The following is a 26,943-nucleotide window of genomic DNA, read 5'->3' as shown; positions in this document are numbered from 1 at the left end:
AGAGAATTTAAAGTCAATTGTTAATGAGTTGCTGCTTCAGATAAATTATTGGGCAAATTTGTTTTCATTTTAATCCAGCTTGTCAAAAGTGGTAACTGTCGAGCAAACCAAATTGATTCTAAAAGGCAAATAATTCCACTGGCAATTACGGTATTCGGGGCGCCGATATACTGTGCTAAACTTCCAGCGATTAAGCTACTCAAAGGTAGTGTACCAATTATAGACAGAGAGTAAAGACTCATCACTCTACCCCGTTTATCGTCTTCAACTAAGGTTTGCACAATGGTGTTACCGCAAGACACTATAAGCATTCCGGCGCCACCAATTACAGCTAGAATCAGTAACGAAAGCCAAACTTGTCTAGATATTGCAAAAGCAATTAAGCCAATTCCACTTATAGCAGGACATAATGCCATCAACTTTTCTAAACCCAACACTCGCTGACGCAAGCTAAGATAAAGACAGCCAATAACTGAACCTATAGCACCTGCTGAACTCAAAAAGCCCATTGTATCCCCACCACCTTTAAGGATGTCAGATGCAAAGATGGGAAGTAACGCCATATGGGCACTACCGAATAAACCATTTAATGCCAACAGTAATAAGATGGCACGAATTGGCACCACATTATATATATAACTAAATCCTTCTTGTAATTTTTGCCAGGTGTTGCTTCCAGATGTAGAAATGTGAGAAGGAGTTGGTCGTAATCTCATTGAAATAAGCGTTAATAGTGCCACAACGTAACTTAGACTATCGTACAGAAAGCAATAGTTGGCGCCAAGCTTGGCAAGTAATAAACCTCCAATTGCAGGCCCAATTAACATAGAGGTACTAAGCATGGCAGAATAAAGGGCGATAGCGTTATTTAAATGGTCACGGTTATCGACTGTTTCAATTACAATCGCGTACCTCACAGGCATATCCAGACCCTTTAATAATCCTCCCCAAATACTGAAAATTATCAGCACCCAAAAATTTGCCAATCCTAAAAAGGATAGTGTCGTCAAAGTTAAAGAAGCGACTGTTCCTAGCACTTGCACCACTATCAATAAATCGCGCTTACTCCAACGGTCACTCAAAACCCCTGAAAACGGCGCCAGAACTAATGTCGGTAAAAATTGCAGAAACCCGTTTAAACCAAGCAACCAAGCAGAACCCGTCTGGGTATAAATTAACCAAGAAATCGTCACCTGCGTCATAAACGTGCCTGACAGCGACAGCGTTTGTCCACCAAAGAAGAGTCTAAAGTTACGTGATTGGAATGCAGGTAGATGTAAATAAATATTATTTTTTAGCCAGCCCTTCAATTGCAGATGCCTCCCTAGTGGTATAATCCCTGCCTTTTAGTATGCCCTATCTAACTCAGCAATGCTTCTGTTTGTTTACTTACTTCCATATCGAACTTTAGTATGACTCTTTTCGGTGGAGAAATATAAGCTTTATTCCCAACGTTTGTGCGATGTACAGGAAGAAGCAAAATTCATAGTATGTACACATGAAGCGAAAACAAACGCAGCAAAGCAACCGAAATAATAAACGGTATGACTTCTGCGATATCTCAACCAAATAATTATACTTTTACGGAGATAAGTAAATGAATAACGAAACTAACACCAACGCAGTTGAACTTTCTTTTGATGAGCTTGATACTGTTGCAGGTGGTCTAGCTATTAGCTTAGGTGACATCGGTGGGTTTGCATCGGATGCTTCTAACAGCTTTTCGCAAAAGAACTTAGGGGTTGCTCAACAAACCTTTGCAGGCCCCGGTGGTAGCTATACTGCTTCTGTTGTTCAGTTGCAAGATATCTTGAGCAACGCAGGTCAAGCTATTGCTGCTAAATAATTAAAGTTATTCCTAGGGCGGGCAAGGATGCCCGCTGCACAAGATAGCTCCACAAGATGGCTCTACAAGATGGCTCCACAAGATGGCTCTACAAGATGGCTCTACAAGATAGCTCCACAAGATAAAAAGTGGTTTGTAAAGCAATAGTATAAATTGTGAAAAATTTTATTAAAGTTAACCTGATTTTGGCAGCGAAATCAGGCAAAAATATTTTTTAAGTGATATAATAAATATAACAAGTTTCTAAGATATCATGAACAATCTCCTCAATGCAAGCTCAGGCTTTTAACCTTGTCACTAAAGCGGATACAGGGAAAGCTTACTATCCCAAATCTGCCTGACTTCATAAATATTAAATCAAATTGCATAACTCAATGAAAGTGAAGATATACGTTCGACTAAAAATGTAATATTTTCTCAAGTTTTTGTGCAATTTCGAGATACATTTTCGGGTTACCGCCGGAATTGAAAGTGAATGCTGTAGTACTTCAATCATACAAAATTATGAACACTATTACAATCCAATTCGCTGGCTTTTGCGCTCAATCTCCAAAATACACATTCAACTCGCGGGTTGCAATGAAAAGTAATTGTAAACCAAGTAAGTGGGCTATCGGTCGAGTTACTGGATTACGGATTGATGATGATAATAATTGGAATTATACGATAGTTTTTGACTATCCGCAAGGTTATAGTGATGAACTCACCGAGGATGAATTAGCCGACGAAAACGAATTACTCTGCTTAAACTAATTTTTTTCTTTTCTTTGTGTACTTTGTGGTTCATGAAATGTACCACAAAGTACATAAAATCAGGCGCAAAACCAAATAAATGTGTCTAAACTCACAACGTATGTTTTACTATAACAAAGGTATAAAATTAGTCTTAAACGTACTAGTAATTAGCTTGGTTTATGTTTAATATAGTAAGTATTGATTGTTATTTAGTTTTAAACTAAATAGTAATTTTAATCGCCATTATATTTAGTATTTGCATGGAAGCTTAATAGTCCCATGCAATTTTGCTTTTGAGTGTAATTACTCAATTATTTAAAGGCGCCGACGGGAGAATAAAATTAAGGCTTTCAGGATACCATGTATAGTCATTCATGTCGCTGGGCCAGGGAACTTCATCAACTTTAGCCACCTGTAAAGTATTTTGGTAAATTTTATTGTACAAAGCAGGAAAATCACCTATTTGAATATTATTTTTAATAAAAGTTTGACGCAGCAATTGTGTTGTATACATCATATTATGAGCTTCAAAGCTACCATCTGGAAATATCTGGTCAAATATTAAAAACTTTATATCTTCTCGTTTTCGCTTAATTGCTCTTTGCGGTGTAATTCCAAATTTATTAGGTACAGTATCCCCCTCGATGTATACCATTATATAACTCGGTCCTTTCACCCAGTTTAAATAACCATTCCCAAAAGCAAAAACGTTTATCAACTGATTCGCACGCTTTTCCCACTTCTCCTTTAAAATTCGGCGCCTTTTAAAGTCGAATATACCAGCACGCGCATCAATATACTTCCTTTTTGCTACTCTCAAACCTCTTGCTAGTAAAATAGTACCATGACTATCACTGGAAAAGTTAAGAATAGTGTTGGAGGTAATGGCATAATTAGTTAAAATCGCGGTATTGCCAATTACAGGGCTGCCAGATAAATTCAAACGGTCTAATCCTGCATTTATCCAATCAAGGTATTTATTAATAAATCGAATAATCGGATGTATCTTACGGTAAGAGGCGTTATTTAAATTTGCAATACCAGTAACGAGAGTCGAAGCATATCTACGACTTCGCTTTGAAGACTCGCTTTCACGTTGCCCTAACCCAGAAATAAATACTGCATACAACTCGCGGTTATCGTTTTCCGGATAGTAAACTATTTGACTCGTAATTACACCAAAAGGATTTCCTGATGCAATAACGGTGTTAAAGTCAAAAATTTGCTCAGTCTCAGGGTTTTGCAACTGTCCATCAAATTTTTTATCCGGAAATATTGTTTCTAGGGGCCAGCGCCACCATCTTGAGTCTACTTGTCCTGCTTTTGTTTCGCTCATATACACTGTTGTTCTAAATTATACTATTTTTATTGTAAGTATGATTATACAAAATCCTTTATCAAAAAAGTATACCGTTTTAGCGTGCGAATCTAGAGACCAGGAAATTTTAGATGCCTTTCCGGAATTAATTGCTCCTAAGTTGGTTATTTATATAACGATAACAAGCGCGCCCTGCATAAGTATAAAAGGTAGGCGCCTATATATAAATCAACCAGAGTAACTAAAGGAATTTATTATGTCTGACTCAACTAATCCTTTAACACCAATTCAAATTGACAACGTTCCATCCCAAGATTTAACAAATTCTTTAACACCACAACAAATGAAACCTGATAACACTCCACCCAAATTCAACCTTAAAACTGCAATTGTCAAAAACTGGAAGACTACAACTGTTGGTGTAGTTATTTCTTTCACCGGTTTTGTCTCTTTTTCACCTCAAACCTTCGGTGGTTCCGATACACCTTTTGTACAGGTATGTAAGTATGTAACCTCTGGAGGTCTTGCAGCGTTAGGTATTAGCTCGAAAGACTATAACGTCTCAGGTGGTAATGGTAGTTAAATTGAAATACTTTTCTATCAATGCGTTTTTCGATTCCAATGTGGCAGCATGGATACGAAAATGTGCAAAAATTGAAGAATTAGTTTCGATTTGAATTAAAATGGCAACTTATTTAGTCACAGGCGCCAATCGAGGTATAGGTTTAGAGTACTGCCGTCAGTTAAAAGAACGAGGAGATACTGTAATTGCCGTTTGTCGTTCTGCTTGTGATGAGTTAAAAAATCTGGGTGTACAAATAGAGCCGAATATAGATATTACTCTCGATGCATCGGTAAATGATTTAGTTAATAGGTTACAGGGTTTGCATCTCGATGTTTTGATTAATAATGCTGGTATTATCGAACGAGTTAGCCTTGATAATCTGGACTTTGAAAGCATTCGCCGCCAGTTTGAAATAAATGCACTAGGAACTTTGAGAGTTACAGGCGCCTTGCTTCCGAATTTCAAAAATGGCTCTAAAATAATTATAATGACTAGCCGTATGGGTTCCATTGAAGATAACACTTCGGGAGGCTCATACGGTTATCGCATGTCGAAAGTAGCTGTCTCGATGGCAGGAAAGTCTTTATCGCATGATTTAAAACCAAAAGGTATTGCCGTTGCTATTCTCCATCCCGGACTGGTGCAAACCCGCATGACTGGTTTCAGTGGTATTACTACATCTGAGTCAGTTCAAGGACTTATCAAACGAATTGATGAATTAAACCTAAATAATACAGGCACCTTCTGGCATAGTAACGGTGAAATATTACCTTGGTAATCAATATATAAATATGAAATAAATATGAAAAAGCCGCGAAAACAATGCTTCGCGGCTTTCGGTGTGGTGTGAGGAGTTTAACTATCTATTATCATAAAGGTTACTTTGAGGGGCGACATACCTGGTAACAGTTTTGGTAACAAGAAACCCGGTTTCTAATAGAAACGCGACATATCGTGTCTACGACATACCGCGTCTCTAAAACGTTTTCTTCTTGTCCTTCACATCTTCTTGGTTGAAAAGATTTTTCTACCACGAAGGCACAAATTACACAGAAGAAATCGAACTATTAAGTTCATTCGGTCAACGAAATTCACCTTAATGGTGAGTGTGTGTACCCTAAAAGTAAAAACCGTGGCTTTTGGGAGGGGTCCACGGCTTTTGGGGTAATGTGAGAAGCATAACTGAGATTCATAATAAGCTTATAAATTAGAGCCGTGACACCGGTAACAGTTTTGGTAACAGAGACTCAAAAACACCTCCAAGGTGTATAAAGTTTTCCTTCACAATAGTTTACATGAACTAAAGTAAAGCGCCACCACAGCTCGAACCACTTCCAGCAGTACACCCATAACAGTAAGCAGCGGTTTGAACTTCGTTTATTACGTCTAAGTTGCCACTCTCAAGTAACTTGGCAACCGTCAATGCTTCCCCATCCTTGGTTTTTGCGGGCAGATTCATCATTTGGTTAAAGTCGCAATCGTAAATATTACCCTTATAATCGATAGATATTTCGTCACGACACATCAAGTTTCCTACTGTGTCTGGGTTGTAATGTGCTTCCAAAAATTCTAAGTAGGGAGCGTATAGTTTTTTACGTTCCAAGTGTAACTTTGTTCTCCCTACTGGTAAGTTTGTGATTGTGAATAAATTATTGAAGTCAATATTAAAATTGTTTTTCAAAAAACGTTTGTAATCACTTTCGAGACTTTGTTGGTTAGGCGCCAGAGAAAAGTTTTCGGTAGTCGGTAGCAAGGGGTTGTAGACTAAATCTAAAATTAAATCAGGCGCCGTACCGTAACCAAGTCTGTTTAACCATTGCAAAGCTTGAATAGAAGCGTCAAAAACACCGTTCCCCCGCATTTTGTCTACGTTATCTGCCATGTAACAGGGTAGTGAAGCTACAACTCTGACCTTGTTTTGAACAAAGTATTGGGGAAGGTAGTCAAAACTTTGTTCAAAATAAATAGTCAAATTTGACCTGACTATAACAGACTTATCGTTTTTTCTAGCTGCCTCAACAAGTTCCTGAAATCCATAATTCATCTCTGGCGCCCCACCAGTCAAGTCAACGATTTTGATTTGTGGGAATTTTTCGATTAATTCTACTAAATACTGGCAAATTTCGGGTGATAACTCCTCTGTACGCTTCGGCCCAGCATCAACATGACAATGCGAACAAGCTAAATTGCAGCGTTTACCCAAATTAATTTGCAAAACAGTGATTTGCTGCTTTAAGAGAGGTGATTTTAGTTTTTCTTTGAAAGGCGTGATTTTTGAAGTAATCATTTTATTTCAAGACAATGTACCGTCTTTATATTATCGCATAGCGTTTATGCAATTTCAGACCGCATAGAAATACAATTAATCTCTGCCTAAAGGATATTATCGTTCATGTATATTAGTTTTTCTGCTCGCAAATGTTATAGACAATACTAATCCCTTAATATCTACCTTACATTAACATAAAACCGCTCTTGAGGTAGAAAGAATAATGAAGCTATTTAGTTTAAAAAGTAGGTAAGTCACTTACAGCAAATTAATATCAGGAGCTAAAGTCATGAGTCAAATTCCCAAAAATGACAGTAAATCTAATAGTGCTTCCGATGATAACACATCTCAAGGAATTAGAGATATAGGGGTTTTGGCTTTCCTTGCCGTATTAGCGATGTTAACCATCAATAGCGGGGCTTTTGGTTCTAATGAGAGTATAACATCAAAAATTACCAATACAGCTGAGATTACCAGCGAAACCGATGATTTTGCAGGTAAAACTGTGACAATTAGGAGTAAACCTATTCAACGTCTTGGTTTACGTGCTTTTGCTGTCAAAGATAAACAATTAGTTGGTGGCAAACCTATTGTAGTTATTAATGCTTCAAATATACCCTTTGATTTACCAAAAGACGGGAATACAGAAGTTCAGGTGACGGGTCAGGTTCGTGAACTAGATATTCCAAAAATCGAGCGCGATTTTAAACTAAATATACAAGATGAATATTACAAAGATTACATTAATCAACCTGCAATTATCGCACGCTACATTACACTAGCTCCTAAACCCGGTCAAGTCGCTACAAATCCCGAACAGTTTTATGGTAAACGGGTTGCTATGATGGGCAAAGTCAAAGATATTCAAAGCCCAAATTTATTAAAGTTAGATGATGGCAATTTTATTGGTGGAAAAGATTTGCCGATTTTATTTAGCCAAAAACCAAAAGTCGCAATCAATGAAGGTCAAACTGTGGTAGTTATGGGAAGAGTTAGTCCATTTGTTGCTGCTGATATTCAACAAAATTATAAAATGAATTGGAATTCAGATGTAAAAAAGCAACTTGAAGACGAATATGCTAATACTCCTGTATTAATAGCAGAGAATGTGTATCCTTAGTAGATATAAGTGTAGTAATGCAGTGGAAAAAAAGTAGTCATAAAATACTTCCGGCGCCAGTATCGCCTTGATGTAGTTTATGACTTTTGTGCAACAATTAAGACATATACGATATTTCTAGCAACATCCTCCTCCGACGTAATGCCAAGTTGAATTGGTGACTAAAATATCTTTGGGAAGTTTGGATAAATTATTCGCTGTTTTATCGCATACAGACATAGGAATTCCTGCTTGTAAGATGTGACCGTTTTTATCATCAAAATATTCTTCTGCTCCACTATATATAGCTGTCTTGCCAGTAAATACACAGGCGCCATCTTCTGGAATAGGTACTTTGAAAGATACTGAGTCTAGACTTTCTAACAGCAGATGTTCTGGTAGATTATAATTACGAGCATCTAATAAACGGTATGGGCGCCGTGCCCGAATTTCTACTTGTCCAAAACCAACATCTATAATGCGCTGAATATATTCATCATATGTTAAGGCGCCGGATAAACACATTGCACGCAACCGTTCATCACGCTGTAAATGTTCTGGTATTGGACGTGTGGCAATCGGGTCACTCATTTGCAGGCGCCCACCTGGTTTCAATACTCGATACGCTTCACGCAACGCACGAGTTAAGTCAGATGGTTCAAATATATTAAACAAACAATTCTGTGCGACTATATCTACTGAAGCATCCTCAATAGGTAAATTAAAAGCATCACCTTCTCGAATTTCAACAAAACTGGTGTCGAACCAAGAATTTTCTTTTGCCGCAGTTTCTAAATTAGTAGAGGCAGCTTCACGCATTGCCGCTACTGGGTCAACTGCAATAACCCCACGTGGACGACGAGAAAAGTAAGCAAACTGTAAAGCTTCCAGTCCACCACCAACACCCACGTATAATACAGTCGGCTGGTTACTCAATTCTGTAGGATGTACTGTAGTCCCACAACCATAGTTCATGTCCTGCATCTTACGCGGAACTTTTAAGTCTGGGAACTGTAAAGGTGAACTTTGAACACAGCAAAGTCCGACTTCTGGAGTTTGAGCAACATCACTGTAAAATTGCGCTGCGGTTTCTAGGTAAGTCATGAAGATTTTAGATTACTCTTTCTACTCTATCAACTTGTACATGTCTTTAGAAATCGGGTTTCGATAAAGAAACCCGCTTTCTTATTCACGCAAAACATAACCTACGCCACGCACTGTGTGTATTAATCGTTTTTCGTGTTCAGCTTCGAGCTTGATACGCAAATAACGAATATACACTTCAATGATATTAGAATCGCCCATAAATGTATATCCCCAGACAGATTCTAAAATTCTATCCCGTGATATTACCTGGCGCGGATGTGATATTAAATATTCGAGTAAGTCAAATTCTTTAGTTGTTAATTCTATATTTCTTTCCTTACGTTTTACTTGTCGCGTTTTTCGATGCAAGCTCAAGTCTTCAAATAGTAATAGGTCTGGGTCTAATTCTTGTGTCTTTCTTACATGCGCGCGTACTCGTGCAAGCAAATCATCTGCACTGAACGGTTTAACTACATAATCATCTGCTCCCGCATCCAGTCCTGCTACGCGGTCGCTAACTTCATCTTTTGCCGTTAACAATATTACTGGCACTTGATCACCAGTCGTTCGTAAACGTCGGCAAATTTCTAACCCTGATAACCCAGGCAACATCCAATCTACTATCACTAAGTCGGGTTGTGACTCGCGTGCTACATTCAAGCCTGCTACTCCATCATGCTCGACTGTCACTTTATACCCTAGATATCCAAGCTCCATCTCCACGAATCGTGCGAGCTTAACTTCTTCCTCTACTAATAATATATGGGCTGTCATCGATTTTTTCACAGTTTTTTTCTTTAATTAACAACACAGACTCATCCGAACTAAAGCAACATTTTTTACATTTGTTTGACTTTCGATTTGATTTTGGTGTGTTATAATTTACATGCTACTGTAAACGTTAACACTCCAGATTATACAAGCATATTCTGAAATGAATTGATAAGTTTTGTTGCAATATTATATTGTTTTACTTATTTATGCTTAAAGATTCCCAGCTTCTTCAAGAAGTTAGGAATCTATGACTTTCAAATAGAATTTAAGTATAATTTATACCACTATATATCAGTGGTTAAAAGCTTAACGTAGAGATATAAAATTATTGAAATACTTTAAGTCTAGTACTGGTGCGCGCGCAGGGTATAGCTTGTAGAGTTGCTGTAGGCTTTAATCACATTTAATACTGATCCAAGTCAAGATTCGCTCATTGAAAATATATATTAACAGTAAGCGCTTACATCTTCTTTGCAGACGTCAGCTAGATAGCATAGTGCTTTAAAGCGTAAATATACGACTTGTTCGTAAAAAGGATTGAGCTTGCACATTGGGGGAATATGAAATAGTTTCTTGCCAAATACTACAACATCACGTTCAAATGGACATTGAGAAGGAATAAGTTTACATAGTTTATGTGCAAATTTTGAGTCTTTAACTTCGATAGATTCTAACCACTGACGGATAGGAAAGAGTATATCGTTTTGGCGGTGGAGTTGTGTAAAGGATGTCATGATAGTTCTCCTGATGTTTTTGTGTTTGTTTGGTAGTCGGGTTGTTATCCCTTCTATTACTTATATATGGCTGTGTTTTTTAACTTATGCATTTTGTCCCTTGTTTTAGGAACAACTCTTACTACAGTTACCAAACTTAACTTTCCGGACAGTATGGTAAAATTTGGCAACGGATATAACAGATGTAACGGATAGCTCGCAAAACCGTAGGTTGGGTGGAGCGTAGGCGGAACCCAACATCAAATTCAAGTTAAGTTATTACAACTTTTTGGCTTAAAATTCTTAACCAAGTAGTATCGATGTATGTAGGCTGTAGGTTAGGTGGAGCGCGAGTACGTTCACGTAGCACGTAGTGTCCCGTTATCCGTAAACGTAAACGTAGTTTTCCTTTATGGTAGGATATCCGCTTATGGTAGGGAAACCCAACATAAATATTCGTACTCGGCGCCCATCCTACAATCAAATTTATAAATGTTGGGTTACGCCTACGGCATACTATGTGAGCGCAAAGCCTCCACCCAACCTACATTACACCCGTTACATCCGTTACATCCGTTACATCCGTTGCCCACTTGACTTCTTTGTAAACTTCACGTTAGACTATTTTATAACGAGCGTTCAATATAAAAAGGCTCTATATTATGCCAAAGATAGTAGACCACGATTTGTACCGTAAGGAGTTACTGAGTAGGTGTTTTGACTTGTTTGCTGCTAAGGGGTATGGGTCGATAACGATGCGTGAAATTGCGAAGGAGTTAAAGGTTTCGACGGGAACGCTGTATCACTATTTTCCAAATAAGAAGGCTTTATTTGAACAGTTGGTGGAAGATATGGTACAGAATGAGCTTTCTATTGCGACTGCGGAGTGGGAGACGTTAAAGACTCGACAGGAACGCGCGGAAGCTCTGGGTAAATATTTGAATGGCAATCTTGATTATCATATTAAAAGCAGTTATTTAATGATTGATTTTTCACAGCATCAAGATTCTGAAGGTTATATAGATAGTGAATTTTGGCGCCGTTTATGCGAGCGTTATCAAGGCGCCATTTATGAGTTTTTGGGTGTGGAAGACCGCGCACTTGCTGATTTTATCATGTGTTTTGTTGATGGGGTGATTTTGGAGAGGTTACTTGGTATAAATACGATTGATGTTGTTGAACAATGTACGCTGATGGGCAAGATGGTAAATGCTTATTTAGAAAAGTATGGATTTAATTCATAGGAGTTTCTTATGGTTAGTTTTTTACCATAGAGACGCAGAGTTCACAAAGTAGGGTGCGTGAAAGCCATTAGAGTCTACACTAAAAATTTCATATAAAGTGCTTTCACGCACCATCAATGTGTTGCATTTTTTGGGAATTATAAGTTCAGCATCTATATATAGAGGGGAAGTATGAGTTTTAAAGTATCTCTCAAGTCTTTTAATGGTTGGATGGTTGGAATGATGGTTGCTGCTACTGCTGCTACTGGTGGTGTATTATATTATGGTGCCCAGCAGTTTGGTTTAGCTGGTAAGCCTGTTGAAAAGCCTGTTGAGTTACCACCTGTTACGAAAGTTAGTGCTTTGGGGCGCCTGGAACCTGAAGCTGAAATAATTAAGTTGTCGGCGCCTATCCCTTTGGATGGTGATAGAGTAGCTAGGGTGTTGGTGAAAGAAGGTGAGACGGTTAAACAAAGTCAGGTTGTTGCTGTATTAGATTCAAGAGCTAGATTACAGGATGCTTTACTCGTTGCTCAAAAACAAGTCAGTATGGCAAGGGCAAAGTTAGCACAAGTACAAGCTGGCGCCAAAACTGGACAAATTCAAGCTCAAAAAGCTACAGTAGCTAGGCTACAAGCTCAATCTGTTGGTGATAAGGTTGGACAACAAGAAATTATTGCTCGGTTAGAAGCTCAATGGCAAGGTGATAAACAAGCACAGTTAGAAAATATCGCTCGGTTAGAAGCACAAGCACAAGGTGATAGACAAGCACAACTTGCCACTATTAGTAGGTTGGAAGCTGAGTTGAATAATGCAAATTCAGAATTGGGACGTTATCAGCAACTATATAATGAAGGGGCAATTTCAATTTCGCTGTTCGATGGTAAACGGTTGAGTGTGGAAACTGCGAAACAGCAACTTAACGAAGCTCAAGCTGTGTTGAAACGTATTGACACTACTTCCCTTAGACAAATTAGTGAAGCAAAAGCTGTGTTGCGACGTATTGATGCAACTAATAGTAAGCTCTTAAGTGAAGCAAGAGTTGCGCTAAATAGAATGGGAGCAACTGGCAATAAACAAATTAGTGAGGCTGAAGCTACATTAAATAGTATCGCTGAAGTTCGCTCTGTGGATGTTCAAGCTGCACAAACTGAAGTTGATAATGCTATCGCTGCTACTAAACGTGCAGAAACTGAATTAGAACAATCTTACATTCGGGCGCCACTAAGTGGACAAATTCTCAAAATTCATACCCGTGCTGGAGAAAAGATTGGTGATAACGGAATTGCAGATTTGGCACAAACGAGTCAAATGGTAGCAATTGCTGAAGTTTATCAAAGCGATATTGCTAAAATTAAACTTGGACAAACAGCTAAGGTAACAGGACAAGCATTCCAAGGTGAAGTCAAAGGCACTGTATCACAAATTGGTTTACAAGTGAACCGTCAAAACACCTTTGCTAACCAACCAGGAGAAAACCTCGACCGTCGTGTCGTCGAAGTCAAAATTCGTATAGACCCTGAAGATAACTCCCGTGTCGCTGGGTTGACTAATTTACAAGTTCAAACTTCGATTGATTTGTAACGTTTTATTACTTTAATCCATAACGAATGTTCGTTATAAAGAAGGAAGTCAAATATGCAAGCAACAATAACTAAGCTTGAAACATCACAAGTCAACCAAGCTACCGAAGTTTTAGGTCATGCTTTTCGTCAAGACCCCATTTTTAATTATTTGCTGCCAGATAATTCTACTAATACGCTCTTGTGCTTACTTCGTGTTGCTTTGAGACATAGCCATTCTTATAACCATACTTATACAACTACTACTAATACTGGTGAATTACAAGGTGTTGCATCTTGGATACCACCTTCTGGTTCTGGTGGCAGTGTAATACGTATATTACAAGCAGGCGCCTTAATTTTACCGTTCAAACTGGGAATATCAAGGTTTGCACACACGCTTTCTTGGTCTTGGGCAATGGAAGAATTGCATAAACGCAATATGTCGTCAAAACCTCACTGGTATTTATCGCTGTTGGGTGTTTCACCAAGTAGTCAAGGATGTGGAGTAGGTAGTTTATTAATTGAACCGATATTGAAACAAGCTTCTCGTGACGGGTTGCCTTGTTATTTGGAAACTTCAACCGAACTCGCTGTACGGTTTTATCAAAAGCATGGGTTTAAGGTTGTTTGGGGTGGTGAGTTATTAAAGGGTAGTCCTTATTTGTGGGCAATGGAAAGGGTGGCATAATTATGAGATTATTTAGTAAGAAAAAAACACCGTTAGCTTGGCGCCAGTTGATGAAAGAGAAAACTCGTCTTGCTGTAGCTGTAGCGGGAATTGCGTTTGCTGATATATTAATGTTAATTCAGATGGGGTTTGAAGGCGCCTTATATGATGCTTCGATACAACCCCATCGTAATTTACAAGCTGATTTGGTGTTGATTGACCCGCAAATGCAAACTTTGTTTTCGGTCAAAGATTTTGCGCGGGAGCGATTATATCAAACTTTGGCGTATGATGGTGTTGAGTCGGTAACTCCAATTTACATTTCCACCGGACAATGGCGTAATCCGCAAACTCGTTTGGAAAGGGCTATTTTAGTATGGGGTGTTGACCCAACTAAACCAACGTTCAAAATGCCAGAAGTGAATAAGCGACTCGAAAGCATTAAACCGTTGAATAGTGTGTTGTTTGATATTGCGGGTCGTCCTGACTATGGTGTTAATAGTGATGAGTTTAACAAAACTAACAGGTTTGATACCGAGTTGAACGGTAAAGCTGTTAATGTGACTGGTTTGTTTGTAAATGGCGCCTCGTTTGCAGCAGATGGTAATGTAATTACGAGTGAATCTACATTTATGCAGCTTTTTCCAAGCAGCAAACCAGAAAAAATAGCTGTTGGGTTGATTAACTTGAAAGATAATGCCAATATTCTCAGGGTGCAAAAACAGCTTGCTGCATCTTTACCCAAAGATGTTTCGGTACTGACTACAGAAGAGTTTGCCCAAATTGAAAAGAAATATTGGGCAGAAGGTACAGCGATAGGATTTATTTTCGGTTTGGGTGTCGGTGTCGGGTTTATTGTAGGAATTGTAATTGTATATCAAATTCTTTATTCTGACGTTTCTGAGCATTTACCTGAGTACGCAACACTCAAAGCGATGGGATATACGGATGGTTTTCTGCTGCGGGTTTTGATACAAGAATCGCTGCTTTTAGCTGTTTTAGGTTATATACCTAGTTTTATTGCTGCTATTGGATTATATAGTCTTGCTGCTGGCGCCACAATGTTACCGATTGCGATGACGGTGGAACGTGCAATTAATGTTTTTGTTTTAACTGTAGCTATGTGTAGCATTTCTGGTGCTATTGCGATGCGAAAGTTACAATCTGCTGACCCTGCCGATATTTTTTAAGTTTTGCGGATGGATACTAGTTGCAAGTCAATTTCGTTGCCGATCATTTGATAATTATAAGTCATTAAGAAAGACTGATTATATGTTCTGGAGTTTGGAACATATAATGTTGCTAACAAAGTTAATTGGTAGTTGGTAATTTTAAGTAAGTATTGATTTTTATAAAAATCAATTACTACTCTATCTTGATGTCTCAAAAACTTGATATCGCATGAATTTATGAGATAATCAACTATATCATTTTGAAGTCGATTATATATATTAACTTGGGCGCCGTTTACAGTAACTAAACAGGCATCGCGTGGTGCCCATCTACCATTATAAGTGATTAAGGCTACTTGTGAATCAGCCCGCCAATTTGTAGTAATATTACCATAACCTTGAGGACTACCATTACAAGCGTAAAGGCTTGCAACTGGCTTATCACCTCGTATATCATATAAATAGTTTCTGGTTCTATTAGATTTACTATTTTGACCCCATACTACTGTATATCGTGAATTTGGCGATATTAAATATTCTCGATGAAAGTCATATAAATAATATTTTGTAATTGCACGTCTATTTTGGCGCACAACCGGAGATTGTGTTCTTCTGGCTTCAACTTTTGCGTTGGAATTTATAACCAAGGCAGCAAAAAATAAGAAACTCAAAGAAACTTTAAGCACTGTTTTCAGCATATTTACGTTGTCTGATATTTATTTAGCTTTTAACTGTATCTTATTTTCATCTTATCCGGTTTACTTAAACAATTAAGTGATACATCAAACAATAAATTTATTGTTGATAAAGCAATATTCATCAAACTTCAGGCGCCGATACAATTATGATTACTCTTTATTAATAAACTAATTGTTGCAGATATGAAGCAGTAGAAACCCGATTTATTCTTAACTGTATCTTAATTTCTCTGTGCAAATTTTAAAGTAAATTATATCATGGTTTGAGTTATGTAATTTTTATATATAGAATTTATGTGTTAATACTAGTAGTGTTTGAGTAAGTTAATGACGATGAATCAAAAAAAATCAAGTGTTAGTAAAATTTTGTTGTATCTTTTGGATGTGTAGAGGAAAACAAAATGTTTGACAACTTACTTCCACCTTTAAATGAGCATAATCTACCGTATCCAGACACAATACACCCTATTGTTGTTCACTTCGTAATTGCAATGGTGTTGTTTGCTGTGGTTTGTGATTTTGTGGGTTTGGCAACTCGGAATTATAAACTTTATGAGGTGAGTTGGTGGAACATGTGTTTCGCCACGGTTTCAATATTTATTGCGATTATATTTGGTCAAATCGAAGCTGGTCTAGCTTTGGCATATGATGCGGTGGAATCAACACTGAGTTTACATACTTTAATTGGTTGGTCGCTGTCGGGAATTATTGCTGCTATTACGGGATGGCGTTATATTATTCGGTTACGTGACCCATTAAGATTACCTACTTCCTATTTGGCTGTTGGATTAGTTTTAACTGTCATTGTTTGCTTTCAAGTTTACCTTGGAGATAAGTTAGTTTGGGTGTATGGACTACACACGCAACCAGTTGTAGAAGCTATAAAACAAGGGGTTTTGCAATGAATTATGGTTTGATTGAACAAATTAAATCACAACTTGGCGCCAATGGGTTGCCTTATGCAATACCAATTCATCCTAACTTGGTGCATTTAACATTGGGATTATTTATTGTAGCAGTAACTTTTGATATTGTCGGCGCCTTTTATGTGTTGGAAAAGCCAGTTTTTAAGTTTTTGGCAATTCCTGCGACTCGTGCGAGCTTGTTCGATGTTGGTTGGTACAATATGCTAGCTTGTGCAATTATTACGTTTTTTACAGTTGCAGCAGGTTTTTACGAAATTATGCTGGCACAACCATCAGCTGAGATTAAAAGTGCTTGGGGTTTACAAGCTTTTGAAACTATGCTTTGGCATGGTGTTGGTGGTGTTGTTTTATTAACGTTAATTGTTGTAATGACGGTTTGGCGAGGGTTTCAGCGCTATGTATGGCGTAAAGACCGAGGACAACAAGTTCAGTGGAGTTATTTAGCTGTGGGATTGGTGATTATGTTTATGATGTATCTTCATGGTACATTAGGCGCCCATTTAGCAGGTGAGTTTGGTGTTCACAATACCGCTGTTAGGTTATTGCGGATGAGTGAAGATGTTAATGCGGTGTTGAAATAATTATGAAAATTCGTACTATTGTAACCTTGGTTATTGTTACATTAGCTTTGAGTGTTGTGAGTTTATGGATGGGAAATTTGTCACATTCTTGGTTTCCACCCCAAGCAACAGCAGAGTCTTTACTTATTGATGATTTGTTTAGCTTTTTGGTGACATTAGGTACTTTTATCTTTTTCGGAGTGACAGGTACTCTTACTTATTCAATTCTATTTCAACGTGCAGGTAAATACGATATGAGTGATGGCCCTCCAATTGAGGGGAACGTCAAATTAGAAGTTATTTGGACTGCAATTCCTTTTTTCTTGGTGATTTGGATAGGCACCTATAGCTATCAAATATACGACCAAATGGGAATTCTTGGACCGATGGAACATGTACATCTAATGGAGTCCGCAGAAGCTGCTTCGATGGATACACCATCTAAGAAAATTACAGAAGTAGAAGTCATTGCCAAACAGTGGTCTTGGGAGTTCCGTTATAAAGGTGCCAATGTCAGTAGTACAGAGTTACATTTACCTAGCGCACAACGAGTTCGGTTGAAGTTGACTTCTGCTGATGTAATACACGGGTTGTATATTCCAGCTTTTAGATTGAAGCAAGATATCATACCTCAGCAAGTTATAGATTTTGAATTTACTCCAATACGTGTGGGTAAATATCGTCTTCGTGATTCCCAATTTAGTGGTACTTATTTTGCGGCAATGCAAACCAATGTAGTCGTAGAAACACCTGAAGATTTTAGTAATTGGTTAGTTCAAACAGCGAAACTTGAGCCAAAACCTTCATATAATCAGGCTTTTGCTGAGTATCAACAGCAAAGTAAACAAACTATAAAAGGTTGGGATAGTGTGGCACCTGCTACACCTCCAGTCGTGAATTATTCCACTCAGAAGGATAGCTAGTTATGACAATTTTAGAAAATATTGAAGGGCAAAAAAAACATCATCTACCTTTAACGACGTGGAAAACTTATTTTAGTTTTAGCACTGACCATAAGGTGATTGGTATTCAATATATAGTTACGGCATTTATATTCTTTCTCATTGGTGGAATTTTCGCGATGATTATTCGCGGAGAACTCATAACTCCCGAATCTGACTTGGTTGAACGTACTGTTTACAATGCCATGTTTACGATGCATGGTACGGTGATGTTATTTTTGTGGACGTTTCCTGTTTTAGCTGGTCTGGCTAATTACCTTGTACCACTAATGATAGGTGCCCGTGATATGGCATTTCCAAGATTGAATGCTGTGGCATTTTGGATGGTGCCTATATTCGGCATTATTCTGATGGCGAGTTTTCTGTTACCTTCGGGTCCTGCACAAGCAGGATGGTGGTCTTATCCTCCTGTCAGTTTACAAAACCCTAGTGGAAATTTAATTAGCGGTCAATTTTTATGGTTGGTAGCAGTGGCATTATCGGGGGTTTCCTCAATAATGGGCGCCGTAAATATTGTCACCACTATTTTCAAAATGCGGGCGCCGGGAATGACGTTCTTCCGAATGCCTGCATATGTTTGGACGGTTCTTAGTGCCCAAATTATTCAGTTATTTGGACTACCTGCACTCACCGCCGGGGCAGTAATGTTACTGTGTGACCTCTGTTTTGGCACAGCATTCTTTGACCCTGCGAAAGGTGGCAGTCCAGTATTATATCAACACTTCTTTTGGTTTTATTCACATCCCGCAGTCTACGTAATAATACTACCAATTTTTGGTATTTTCTCGGAAATTTTTCCAGTTTACGCCAGAAAGCCGTTATTTGGATACAGAGTAGTTGCCGTATCATCCCTTATTATTACAGGATTGAGTGCAGTTGTCTGGGTTCACCACATGTTTGCGAGTGGTACTCCAAGCTGGATGCGGGTGCTATTCATGTTTTCGACAATGTTAATTTCCGTCCCCACTGGTATTAAAGTGTTTGCTTGGGTAGCGACGATTTGGGGTGGTAAACTTCGACTTGACACTCCAATGCTATTTGCACTGGGTGGATTAGTAATGTTTGTATTTTCGGGCATTACAGGCATTATGCTTGCCGCAGTACCCGTTGATATTCATGTTAATAACACCTATTTTGTCGTCGGTCACTTCCACTACGTTATATACGGCGCCACTGTCATGGGAGTGTATGCTGCTATATACCACTGGTTCCCCAAAATGACCGGACGAATGTACTACGAAGGATTAGGAAAACTACACTTTGTATTAACATTTATTGGCGCCAATCTTAATTTTTTTCCAATGCACCCGTTAGGTTTACAAGGAATGCCACGTCGGGTAGCTTCATACGACCCAGAGTATGCATTTTGGAATGTGATAGCTTCTTTAGGAGCATTTTTACTGGGAATGTCCACACTACCATTCATCTTAAATATGGTCAGTTCCTGCGTAAACGGGAAATTAGCAGGTGATAACCCTTGGAGAGCAATAGGCTTAGAGTGGTTAATTTCCTCACCTCCACCAGTAGAAAACTTTGAAGAACTCCCCATAGTTATCTCAGAACCATATGGTTATGGTAAAAACGAACCACTCGTAGAAAACGGCAACGGATAAAACGGATGTAACGGATACATACGTAAATCATCCGTTACATCTGTTACATCCGTTGCAAAGTATTTAATTCAAAAATCTAAAATGGAAACAACAGCACCAGAACATATACAGCATTCTCACGACGAAGAAGCAAATAGCATGTTTGGCTTCATCGTGTTTCTACTTTCCGAAAGCGTTATTTTCTTAAGTTTGTTCGCAGGATATATAGTCTACAAAACCACAACAACAAACTGGTTCCCAGCAGGTGTAGAAGGATTAGAAATTAAAGAACCTGGAATAAATACAGTCATTCTTGTAGCCAGCAGTTTTGTAATATATATAGCAGAAGTTTTCTTAGCACGTAAAAATATCTGGGGTTTTCGCGTATTTTTACTTCTCACAATGATGATGGGGAGTTATTTTCTATACGGTCAAGCTGTGGAATGGCAAGGACTGAATTTTGGGTTTACATCTGGAGTATTTGGTGGAACGTTTTATTTACTCACAGGTTTCCACGGACTGCACGTTTTCACAGGTGTTTTATTACAGTTCATGGTCTTAATTCGTTCTTTTATTCCTGGTAACTACGATAAAGGTCACTTTGGTGTTGCGGCAACTTCGCTATTTTGGCACTTTGTCGATGTGATTTGGATTATTTTGTTTAGCTTAATTTATTTGTGGCAATAGGAAACTTATATGATTATTGATGACCAATATTATGATGTAATTATAGTTGGTACAGGCGCCGGTGGTGGAACAATAGCACAAAAACTGGCGCCAACGGGTAAGAAAATTCTGATTTTGGAAAGAGGTGGTTTTTTAGCTCCAGAAGAACAACTTCAAGGTGGCGAAGTCTTTAAAAAAGAGCGCTATCGAGCTAACGAAGAATGGTACGATAAAGATGGTGAGCCATTTTTTCCCCAAACAAGTTACTCGGTTGGTGGTGATACCAAGACTTACAGTGCTGAACTGTTACGAATGCGGGAAAAAGATTTTGAGCAGGTACAGCATCAAGATGGTATTTCGCCTGAGTGGTCAATTAAATATAAAGACTTGGCGCCATATTACAACGAAGCTGAAAAGCTTTATAATGTGGGTGGTCAAACTGGAGAAGACCCTACCGAACCACCTCGCATTCAAGAATATTTGCACCCAGCAGTAAATCACGAACCTCAAGTCCAAGAAATTTGCAATATCGTATCTGAACAAGGATTAAATCCATCGCATCTACCTTTAGAGGTAAATCAAGACAGCGATACCAAACCTGGAATTGCAACCGTCAAAAACTATCCTAACGTCACCCTTAAAACCGACGCATTTGTAAGCTTTCTACATACTAGCCCCAGTGGAAGAGAAGTCAAAGCAATTGAAGCGCAAATAGGTACAGAATCATATTTATTCTTTGCCCATATTGTTATTCTAGCTTGCGGCGCCGTCAACTCGGCAGCATTACTATTGCGTTCAAACAACGAAAAACACCCCCACGGACTCGCTAACAGTTCCGACCAAGTGGGACGCAATTTTATGAAACACTTAATGACATCATTAGTACAACTACGTCCCACAACAAATTCGGGTATATTTCCCAAAACAGCTTGTATCAATGATTTTTACTGGGGAGATAAAAACTTTCCCTTCCCAATGGGTAGTATTCACAACACAGGTGGTCTTCTTCAAAATGTCATGTTTGCAGAGTCTCCACCTTTATTATCTGGTTTAGCCAAACTTATGCCTGGTTTCGGTTTACGACAACTAGCCATTCGTTCTATAGGTTGGTGGTTACAAACCGAAGACTTACCAGACCCAAACAACCGAGTTAGACTAAAAAACTCAAAACTCTATTTAGAATATACCTCTAACAACACCGAAGCACACGACCGTTTGATTTATCGCTGGTTAGATACACTCAAAACAGTAGACCGCATTATGAATAACCCCCTATCACGTGGCGCCTATCCCCGTGCTGAGGCGCCTTTAAATGTAATTGCACACCAGTCAGGCACATGTCGCTTTGGTGAAGACCCTAAAACATCAGTTCTTAACCTCAACTGTCGCGCGCACGATGTCAATAACTTATATATTGTTGACGCCAGCTTTTTCCCATCCAACCCAGCAACCAGTCCCTCACTTACAGTAATTGCAAATGCTCTCAGAGTCGGAGAACATTTAATTACAAATTTATAACCTTGTGGGTTGGGCATCCTGCCCGACCTTGACACCACTTTACCCAATAAGTTAAATTAATTTATAACAAACGTTCGATATAATAAGTGCGATTATGCAGTTAGAATCACATCAGCTTGGTGAAGAGAGTGTAATATCGATACAAGATTTAAACCATTATTTTGGAGAAGGCGCCTTACGTAAGCAAGCATTATTTGATATAAATTTAGAAATCAACAAAGGTGAGATAATCATCATGACGGGGCCATCGGGTTCTGGAAAGACGACGCTGTTAACGTTGATGGGTGGTTTGCGTTCAGCGCAGTCGGGTAGTTTGAGGATATTGGAACAAGAGATATGCGGCGCCAGTAAGAAGCAGTTAACTTCGTTACGTCGTAATATTGGTTATATATTCCAAGCGCATAATCTGATGACGTTTTTAACGGCAAAAGAAAACGTGCGGATGTCATTAGAGTTGCACGATAAATACTTAGACCAAGATATTGATGCCTTAGCTGTGAATATGTTAGAGATGGTAGGTTTAGGTAATCGTGTTGATTATTATCCAGAAAGTTTGTCGGGAGGACAAAAGCAGCGTGTAGCAATCGCGCGGGCATTAGCGAGTCATCCTAAAATAGTATTAGCAGATGAACCAACAGCCGCATTAGACAAAAAATCGGGACGTGATGTCGTAGAACTGATGCAAAAACTGGCAAAAGAGCAAGGCTGTACAATATTATTAGTCACCCACGACAACCGTATTTTAGATATTGCTGACAGAATTGTATATATGGAAGACGGCAAGCTGGTTAGCGATGGTATTGATGCGGCAGCCAAAGTTAAATAAATTATCTTGCTTTGTAGAATAAGCTATGCTATACTTAACAAGTTGCGAAAAATTCGGACGTATAGCTCAGTTGGTTAGAGTACATCCTTGACATGGATGGGGTCACTGGTTCGAATCCAGTTACGTCCATATATTTATACCCGTACAGTGCGTAAATTTTTTTGAAAAATAAAAAAATGAAACTGTGACATTATAGCATTACTAAACAAGGCTCTTAATCTTTCGCTTGAAGATATGTTACAAGCTGCGTTTTTGGCAAAAAGCAAAGGTTCATAAAGTTTTGAGATTTTGTTTATGATTTATAGTAAATTAGTGATATAAGTCTAAAAAATAAATTATAACATGTATAAAATTAATTTATTTTTGTATCAACGAGTACAGGATGCCATATCCGAAACACTTCCCTAATGACTGCCCTCCATCAGAATGCGATATTGCGTCGGGAGAGTTTTACAGGTACATAAAAAATCAAAAACCGTGCCCAGAAGATTTCCTATCTTGGCGGGAAGAAAATCCAGAAAAAGAATGTCCTAAAGGCACTTCGGAATGTCAAGCTTGTGGAGTATCAATTTATTTGTCATTGGATGATGCTAAAAAGCTATCTCGTAGAGTTGCATATTTTAGGAATAAGAAAATAGCGAAGGGTACTCTGAGTGACGAACTGGGAAGAATAAAAAATACTCCATCAAATGTTGGAAAGTCTCATTATACTTGGTGGATACCAGAGAATAAGGAGCCTTGGAAAGTTTTTGAACCGATTGATGACAATCAAGAAAATTCTAACAAAAAATAACAATATAAATCATGAGTTTTTTGCCTGAAAAAACAGTATTAGGACAGCTTGAAATCATAGAAGTTTATGACTTTTATGATAAACCTGTATTGTTTTCCTGTAAAAATAAATCTGGATTTATTTTTTTTGTAGTTTGTGTAGATAGTTCAGACTCTGCGGAAATATGGTTATATGCTCCCGTATCTTCATCTCGATTTCAGCGCATAGTTCGCGGTGAAGTTGAGCTTAGAGATATATTTGCTGATACAGAAGATGCTTTTGTTTATCAGATAGAAATTCCTTATGAAGATAGTCAAGATACTGTTTATAATATTGTTGCTTGTAAAGAAATACCAGATGAATATATGCCAGAGTCTGGAGAAATAATTCAATCCAAAAATAATCACGATGATAACAATATTACAAAAATTTCTACACAGAAAAGAAAAGAAATTATAGACTTTGTTTTAGAGTTTATAAAGAAAGATATTTCCGAAGTTCCTGTAGGTGATTTAGGATTAATCTTATTTTCATTACAAGAGACAATTGATGCTATAGGACAAATAAAGCTAGGGAAATCAGAGAGCCACATAATAGAACAAGAAGTAAAGCAAAAGACCCAAGTTGCTATATCTGGTGTATTTAAGGGTTCATTTGGTATGCGTCTAGAAGGCACTGTATATGAAGATAGTTTAGGCTTAGGAGAGTCTTTTTTAGGACAATGCCTAAAAGAATTTATACAGTTAATAAATCTTGGAGCAAATGCAGATGAATTGCCAGCTAAATTGAATACATTAAAAAAGAAAACTGCTTTTAAATATACTGATTTTTTAAAAGCTTTAACTAGAATTCAAATAAGTAAGTTGCATATAAGCTGGGCTTCTCCTAACAAAAATCTGCAAACTGGAGAAATAGAACTAGAAACTGTATATAAGGTTCTTGATATTATAAAAAATATACAGACGACAGCAGAAACGAAAATTTATGTAAAAGTCAAATTGATTCAAATTAATTATCCTGGCAGAACAGCAACTTTACAAGAAGTAGACTCGACAAAAAAATACAAATGCTTGATAGCAGATTCTGCTATTAAAGATGTAGAGACGGTTAGTAAAGCACAAGAATATTTGGCAACTATTCGAGATTCTGCAATACTATTTTCCTTTACTAATAAAAAAGAACACAAATATGAATTATTAAGTTTAAAGTCAGAACCTCCAATTGATGCTTAAAATAGAAAGGGTTTCGGCGCTTGGTATTGCTGATTGGACATACAAAGGCAAAACCACGATATTGATTAAATTCTGTATGACTAATAACCAATGCTGGTATCAAATAGAAAAAAGTTTACTGTGTGCCAGTAGGTTAATTCGTTTTTGATCATTTTGAGTGAATTTAACTTTTCGCGCGTTGGTTCGATAATCATATTTTTAGTATTCCCTTTTCCCTCACTTTTATCAGCAACCTTCCCACCTAAAGTTTCCACTTGCGCGCGTTGTTGGTTTAAATCAAGTAACCATGTAGGGCTATGCCTCACTAATCATACAGCGAGGATGCCCATGTTACAACATCTTAAAATACTCCTTAAGCGGTATATGTAGACATGGGCGATGCGTATACAATAGTATGCTAACCTCGTGTAATTAGTCTACATCGCTTTTTAGCATATTACGCGATGCGAATTTATGGTAATTCGCTTTGAATTGGGAGAGTAGCTGTGAGTCGAATTTTGTTACTCCTGGATAATAGACAAAACAGGCGCCTGTTAGTGAATACTTTGGCACAAATCAATGAAATAGTGGCGCCAGAAGGGTTATCTAGTAAGGAATTAGAAAACTTAATACAGCAACCCTTTGATTTATGTATTCTGTGCATGGTGATGTTAAAACGCTATCGTCAAACACTACACGCACGTAAAGAAGCTGAGTATCCTGTTGTTTTACCATATTTACTTGTTATTACCCAAAAACAGCTAAGAATAATAAATTATAATTCGCTGCATAGTATAGATGAGCTAATTACAATACCAATAGTGAAACGTGAATTACTTTTAAGAGTAGAAGTTTTATTAAGGTCACGCTTGTTGTCGCAACAGATGCATACAGCGAATAAAAAGCTATCGATGGAAATTGAACAAATACGCTGTTTGGAAACAGATATTCGTTCATCTTTAGAACGTGAACGTACACTAAATGAACTAAAGTCTCGGTTTGTGTCAATGGTGTCGCATGAGTTTCGTTCACCCTTACAAGTCATTTTATCTTCTTCGCAAATCATTGAGCAGCATGGTGATAGGCTTTCGTTAGAAAAAAAACAGCAGTTTTTTCAGCATATTAAAGCTAATGTTAAGAAAATGAATCAATTGTTAAATGATGTTTTAACGATTGGTGAGGTTGATTTAAAAATGTTTAAAGCGGATATTAAGCCAATTAACTTATCTGATTTTGTGCATGATTTAATTGAAGAAATTTGTCTCACATCAGAACAACATCGCAAAATTGCATTTAAGTTTTACGGTGGTTATAACGATGTATATGTTAATGAAAATTTAATTCGTCACATTCTCATTAACTTGCTTTCTAACGCAGTTAAGTACTCATCTCCTGAAAACGATATTAATTTTACTTTACGTTGTCAAGATGGTGAAGCTATTTTTACAATTCAAGACAAAGGTATTGGTATTCCTTGCGAAGATAAAGAAAAACTATTTGGTTTATTTCAACGTGCCAGCAATGCCAAAGATATTCCTGGTACAGGGTTAGGACTTGCTATTGTGAAAAAATGTGTTGATTTGTATGCTGGTTCAGTTGAACTAGAAAGTGAAGTAGGCGCCGGAACAACAGTGACGGTAAAATTACCAATACCTCAACCTGCACCTGTTTATCGATAGGGCGCCTAAATGACTCTAGAATTATTAAGGTTCAATAAGCTTAAAGCCCCAAGGTTTGATAACACTAAGAGCGATTTCTCGGTCTATACCTTCATAAACTTCCCATTCGGAGTTTTTGTCTTTGGGATGTCCCTCACCAACATGACCTGCAACTTTGATAATGGGCAAACCAGCCAAGCGGTTACGCTCCATTTCCTTTGTAAGTGGTAGTTTAATTATATGACCTCTAAACTTGGAGGTGCTTTCTTTGGCTACAACTTCACGAACGAGACAGATATCACCAGCAGTTCCCCAAGTAGTTTCGTAAATGTAAAGGAACGATATATAGGTTTTTGGTTTAATGGCTCTTCTAAGAACTTCCATTATATATAATCCTGAAATGAGGCACGAAATATATTTTCATAATAAATACTAGCAGATTGTTACTGTCTCCGCCTCTTGGTTTCTGCCTGTATTTTAAATGACTTATGAAAAAAGGCTAGTTTTGAGGCTAGCCATTTT

At 37.9% G+C, this 26,943-nt stretch carries 29 protein-coding genes and 1 tRNA gene; 20 read left to right on the top strand and 10 right to left on the bottom strand.

Going from position 1 to position 26,943, the window contains the following annotated elements; all coding sequences use genetic code 11:
• Positions 1-20 precede the first annotated feature (20 nt).
• Positions 21-1,310 carry an MFS transporter gene (locus DSM106972_RS38590; protein ID WP_170213635.1) on the bottom strand — a complete coding sequence of 430 codons (1,290 nt, stop codon included), beginning with the start codon at positions 1,308-1,310 and terminating at the stop codon, positions 21-23.
• Positions 1,311-1,597: 287 nt separating this feature from the next.
• Between DSM106972_RS38590 and DSM106972_RS38585 the strand changes: the two genes are divergently transcribed.
• Both DSM106972_RS38585 and DSM106972_RS38580 read left to right on the top strand, forming a co-directional pair.
• Complete coding sequence (locus DSM106972_RS38585; protein ID WP_127085654.1) at positions 1,598-1,846, top strand: CTB family bacteriocin; 249 nt, start codon at positions 1,598-1,600, stop codon at positions 1,844-1,846.
• A 504-nt stretch (positions 1,847-2,350) separates the two neighbouring features.
• A complete protein-coding gene (locus DSM106972_RS38580) occupies positions 2,351-2,599 on the top strand; it encodes a hypothetical protein (RefSeq protein ID WP_127085653.1) in 249 nt (82 codons plus the stop codon).
• Between the two features lie 289 nt (positions 2,600-2,888).
• On the opposite strand, the gene DSM106972_RS38575 is transcribed toward DSM106972_RS38580, so the two are convergent.
• Entirely contained in the window at positions 2,889-3,917 is a 1,029-nt protein-coding gene (locus DSM106972_RS38575) for a hypothetical protein (protein ID WP_127085652.1), read from the bottom strand.
• 238 nt (positions 3,918-4,155) lie between these two features.
• On the opposite strand from DSM106972_RS38575, the gene DSM106972_RS38570 reads away from it, so the two are divergent.
• Positions 4,156-4,482: a hypothetical protein gene (locus DSM106972_RS38570; RefSeq protein WP_233787365.1), complete on the top strand. Its 327-nt coding sequence runs from the start codon at positions 4,156-4,158 to the stop codon at positions 4,480-4,482.
• 100 nt (positions 4,483-4,582) lie between these two features.
• Positions 4,583-5,242 carry an SDR family oxidoreductase gene (locus DSM106972_RS38565; RefSeq protein WP_127085651.1) on the top strand — a complete coding sequence of 220 codons (660 nt, stop codon included), beginning with the start codon at positions 4,583-4,585 and terminating at the stop codon, positions 5,240-5,242.
• Positions 5,243-5,764: 522 nt separating this feature from the next.
• Here the strand turns inward: DSM106972_RS38565 and arsS are convergent.
• Positions 5,765-6,751, bottom strand: coding sequence for an arsenosugar biosynthesis radical SAM (seleno)protein ArsS (arsS, locus tag DSM106972_RS38560; protein ID WP_127085650.1), 987 nt, complete (start codon positions 6,749-6,751; stop codon positions 5,765-5,767).
• A gap of 271 nt (positions 6,752-7,022) precedes the next feature.
• Here arsS and DSM106972_RS38555 point away from each other — a divergent pair, with 271 nt between their 5' ends.
• Complete coding sequence (locus DSM106972_RS38555) at positions 7,023-7,853, top strand: hypothetical protein (RefSeq protein ID WP_127085649.1); 831 nt, start codon at positions 7,023-7,025, stop codon at positions 7,851-7,853.
• 117 nt (positions 7,854-7,970) lie between these two features.
• Here the strand turns inward: DSM106972_RS38555 and arsM are convergent, their stop codons facing one another.
• The 3 genes from arsM to DSM106972_RS38540 form a co-directional block, all read right to left on the bottom strand.
• Positions 7,971-8,936: an arsenosugar biosynthesis arsenite methyltransferase ArsM gene (gene arsM / locus DSM106972_RS38550; RefSeq protein ID WP_127085648.1), complete on the bottom strand. Its 966-nt coding sequence runs from the start codon at positions 8,934-8,936 to the stop codon at positions 7,971-7,973.
• 81 nt (positions 8,937-9,017) lie between these two features.
• Positions 9,018-9,692: a response regulator transcription factor gene (locus DSM106972_RS38545; protein WP_127085669.1), complete on the bottom strand. Its 675-nt coding sequence runs from the start codon at positions 9,690-9,692 to the stop codon at positions 9,018-9,020.
• Positions 9,693-10,138: 446 nt separating this feature from the next.
• Entirely contained in the window at positions 10,139-10,426 is a 288-nt protein-coding gene (locus tag DSM106972_RS38540; protein WP_073622213.1) for a Mo-dependent nitrogenase C-terminal domain-containing protein, read from the bottom strand.
• Positions 10,427-11,067: 641 nt separating this feature from the next.
• Here DSM106972_RS38540 and DSM106972_RS38530 point away from each other — a divergent pair.
• The 4 genes from DSM106972_RS38530 (at position 11,068) to devC (ending at position 15,050) form a co-directional block, all read left to right on the top strand.
• On the top strand, positions 11,068-11,649 hold the full coding sequence (locus tag DSM106972_RS38530) for a TetR/AcrR family transcriptional regulator (protein WP_127085646.1): 582 nt from the start codon (positions 11,068-11,070) through the stop codon (positions 11,647-11,649).
• Positions 11,650-11,820: 171 nt separating this feature from the next.
• Complete coding sequence (locus DSM106972_RS38525; protein WP_127085645.1) at positions 11,821-13,212, top strand: HlyD family efflux transporter periplasmic adaptor subunit; 1,392 nt, start codon at positions 11,821-11,823, stop codon at positions 13,210-13,212.
• A gap of 54 nt (positions 13,213-13,266) precedes the next feature.
• Complete coding sequence (locus tag DSM106972_RS38520; protein ID WP_127085644.1) at positions 13,267-13,881, top strand: GNAT family N-acetyltransferase; 615 nt, start codon at positions 13,267-13,269, stop codon at positions 13,879-13,881.
• Between the two features lie 2 nt (positions 13,882-13,883).
• Complete coding sequence (gene devC, locus DSM106972_RS38515; protein ID WP_127085643.1) at positions 13,884-15,050, top strand: ABC transporter permease DevC; 1,167 nt, start codon at positions 13,884-13,886, stop codon at positions 15,048-15,050.
• Here the strand turns inward: devC and DSM106972_RS38510 are convergent.
• Entirely contained in the window at positions 15,047-15,730 is a 684-nt protein-coding gene (locus DSM106972_RS38510; protein ID WP_127085642.1) for a hypothetical protein, read from the bottom strand. The genes devC and DSM106972_RS38510 overlap by 4 nt on opposite strands.
• A 401-nt stretch (positions 15,731-16,131) precedes the next feature.
• Between DSM106972_RS38510 and DSM106972_RS38505 the strand changes: the two genes are divergently transcribed.
• The 10 genes from DSM106972_RS38505 (at position 16,132) to DSM106972_RS38460 (ending at position 24,784) form a co-directional block, all read left to right on the top strand.
• Complete coding sequence (locus DSM106972_RS38505; protein ID WP_127085641.1) at positions 16,132-16,635, top strand: DUF2231 domain-containing protein; 504 nt, start codon at positions 16,132-16,134, stop codon at positions 16,633-16,635.
• Positions 16,632-17,237 (top strand): DUF2231 domain-containing protein, encoded by a 606-nt coding sequence (locus DSM106972_RS38500; protein WP_127085640.1) that lies wholly within the window; start codon positions 16,632-16,634, stop codon positions 17,235-17,237. The genes DSM106972_RS38505 and DSM106972_RS38500 overlap by 4 nt, the downstream gene beginning before the upstream one ends.
• A 2-nt stretch (positions 17,238-17,239) precedes the next feature.
• On the top strand, positions 17,240-18,139 hold the full coding sequence (locus tag DSM106972_RS38495; protein ID WP_127085639.1) for a cytochrome c oxidase subunit II: 900 nt from the start codon (positions 17,240-17,242) through the stop codon (positions 18,137-18,139).
• Between the two features lie 2 nt (positions 18,140-18,141).
• The gene (ctaD, locus tag DSM106972_RS38490) at positions 18,142-19,791 is read left to right on the top strand and encodes a cytochrome c oxidase subunit I (protein WP_127085638.1); all 1,650 of its coding nucleotides are present in this window, start codon (positions 18,142-18,144) and stop codon (positions 19,789-19,791) included.
• A gap of 81 nt (positions 19,792-19,872) precedes the next feature.
• Positions 19,873-20,457 (top strand): cytochrome c oxidase subunit 3, encoded by a 585-nt coding sequence (locus DSM106972_RS38485; protein WP_127085637.1) that lies wholly within the window; start codon positions 19,873-19,875, stop codon positions 20,455-20,457.
• A gap of 9 nt (positions 20,458-20,466) precedes the next feature.
• A complete protein-coding gene (locus DSM106972_RS38480) occupies positions 20,467-21,954 on the top strand; it encodes a GMC oxidoreductase (protein WP_127085636.1) in 1,488 nt (495 codons plus the stop codon).
• A gap of 94 nt (positions 21,955-22,048) precedes the next feature.
• Positions 22,049-22,780 (top strand): DevA family ABC transporter ATP-binding protein, encoded by a 732-nt coding sequence (locus DSM106972_RS38475; RefSeq protein WP_127085635.1) that lies wholly within the window; start codon positions 22,049-22,051, stop codon positions 22,778-22,780.
• Between the two features lie 55 nt (positions 22,781-22,835).
• Positions 22,836-22,909 (top strand) — tRNA-Val (locus tag DSM106972_RS38470).
• Positions 22,910-23,162: 253 nt separating this feature from the next.
• A complete protein-coding gene (locus DSM106972_RS38465) occupies positions 23,163-23,573 on the top strand; it encodes a hypothetical protein (RefSeq protein WP_127085634.1) in 411 nt (136 codons plus the stop codon).
• An 11-nt stretch (positions 23,574-23,584) separates the two neighbouring features.
• Positions 23,585-24,784, top strand: a complete 1,200-nt coding sequence (locus tag DSM106972_RS38460; protein WP_127085633.1) for a DUF6575 domain-containing protein — start codon at positions 23,585-23,587, stop codon at positions 24,782-24,784.
• Here the strand turns inward: DSM106972_RS38460 and DSM106972_RS56005 are convergent.
• Together DSM106972_RS56005 and DSM106972_RS52330 are read right to left on the bottom strand one after the other, a co-directional pair.
• A complete protein-coding gene (locus DSM106972_RS56005) occupies positions 24,720-24,875 on the bottom strand; it encodes a hypothetical protein (RefSeq protein ID WP_411675380.1) in 156 nt (51 codons plus the stop codon). The two genes, DSM106972_RS38460 and DSM106972_RS56005, sit on opposite strands and share 65 nt — an antisense overlap.
• The gene (locus tag DSM106972_RS52330) at positions 24,865-25,089 is read right to left on the bottom strand and encodes a hypothetical protein (RefSeq protein ID WP_170213632.1); all 225 of its coding nucleotides are present in this window, start codon (positions 25,087-25,089) and stop codon (positions 24,865-24,867) included. The genes DSM106972_RS56005 and DSM106972_RS52330 overlap by 11 nt, the downstream gene beginning before the upstream one ends.
• 180 nt (positions 25,090-25,269) lie before the next feature.
• Here DSM106972_RS52330 and DSM106972_RS38450 point away from each other — a divergent pair, with 180 nt between their 5' ends.
• Positions 25,270-26,442, top strand: coding sequence for a sensor histidine kinase (locus DSM106972_RS38450; protein ID WP_127085631.1), 1,173 nt, complete (start codon positions 25,270-25,272; stop codon positions 26,440-26,442).
• A 24-nt stretch (positions 26,443-26,466) separates the two neighbouring features.
• Here DSM106972_RS38450 and DSM106972_RS38445 read toward each other — a convergent pair whose 3' ends face one another.
• The gene (locus DSM106972_RS38445; protein ID WP_127085630.1) at positions 26,467-26,805 is read right to left on the bottom strand and encodes a hypothetical protein; all 339 of its coding nucleotides are present in this window, start codon (positions 26,803-26,805) and stop codon (positions 26,467-26,469) included.
• Between the last annotated feature and the right edge of the window lie 138 nt (positions 26,806-26,943).

The sequence above is a fragment of the Dulcicalothrix desertica PCC 7102 genome (genome assembly GCF_003991905.1).
GTDB lineage: Bacteria > Cyanobacteriota > Cyanobacteriia > Cyanobacteriales > Nostocaceae > Dulcicalothrix > Dulcicalothrix desertica.
The sequence above is the reverse complement of the archived record's forward strand: the minus strand, read 5'-3'. Positions and strand labels throughout refer to the sequence as shown.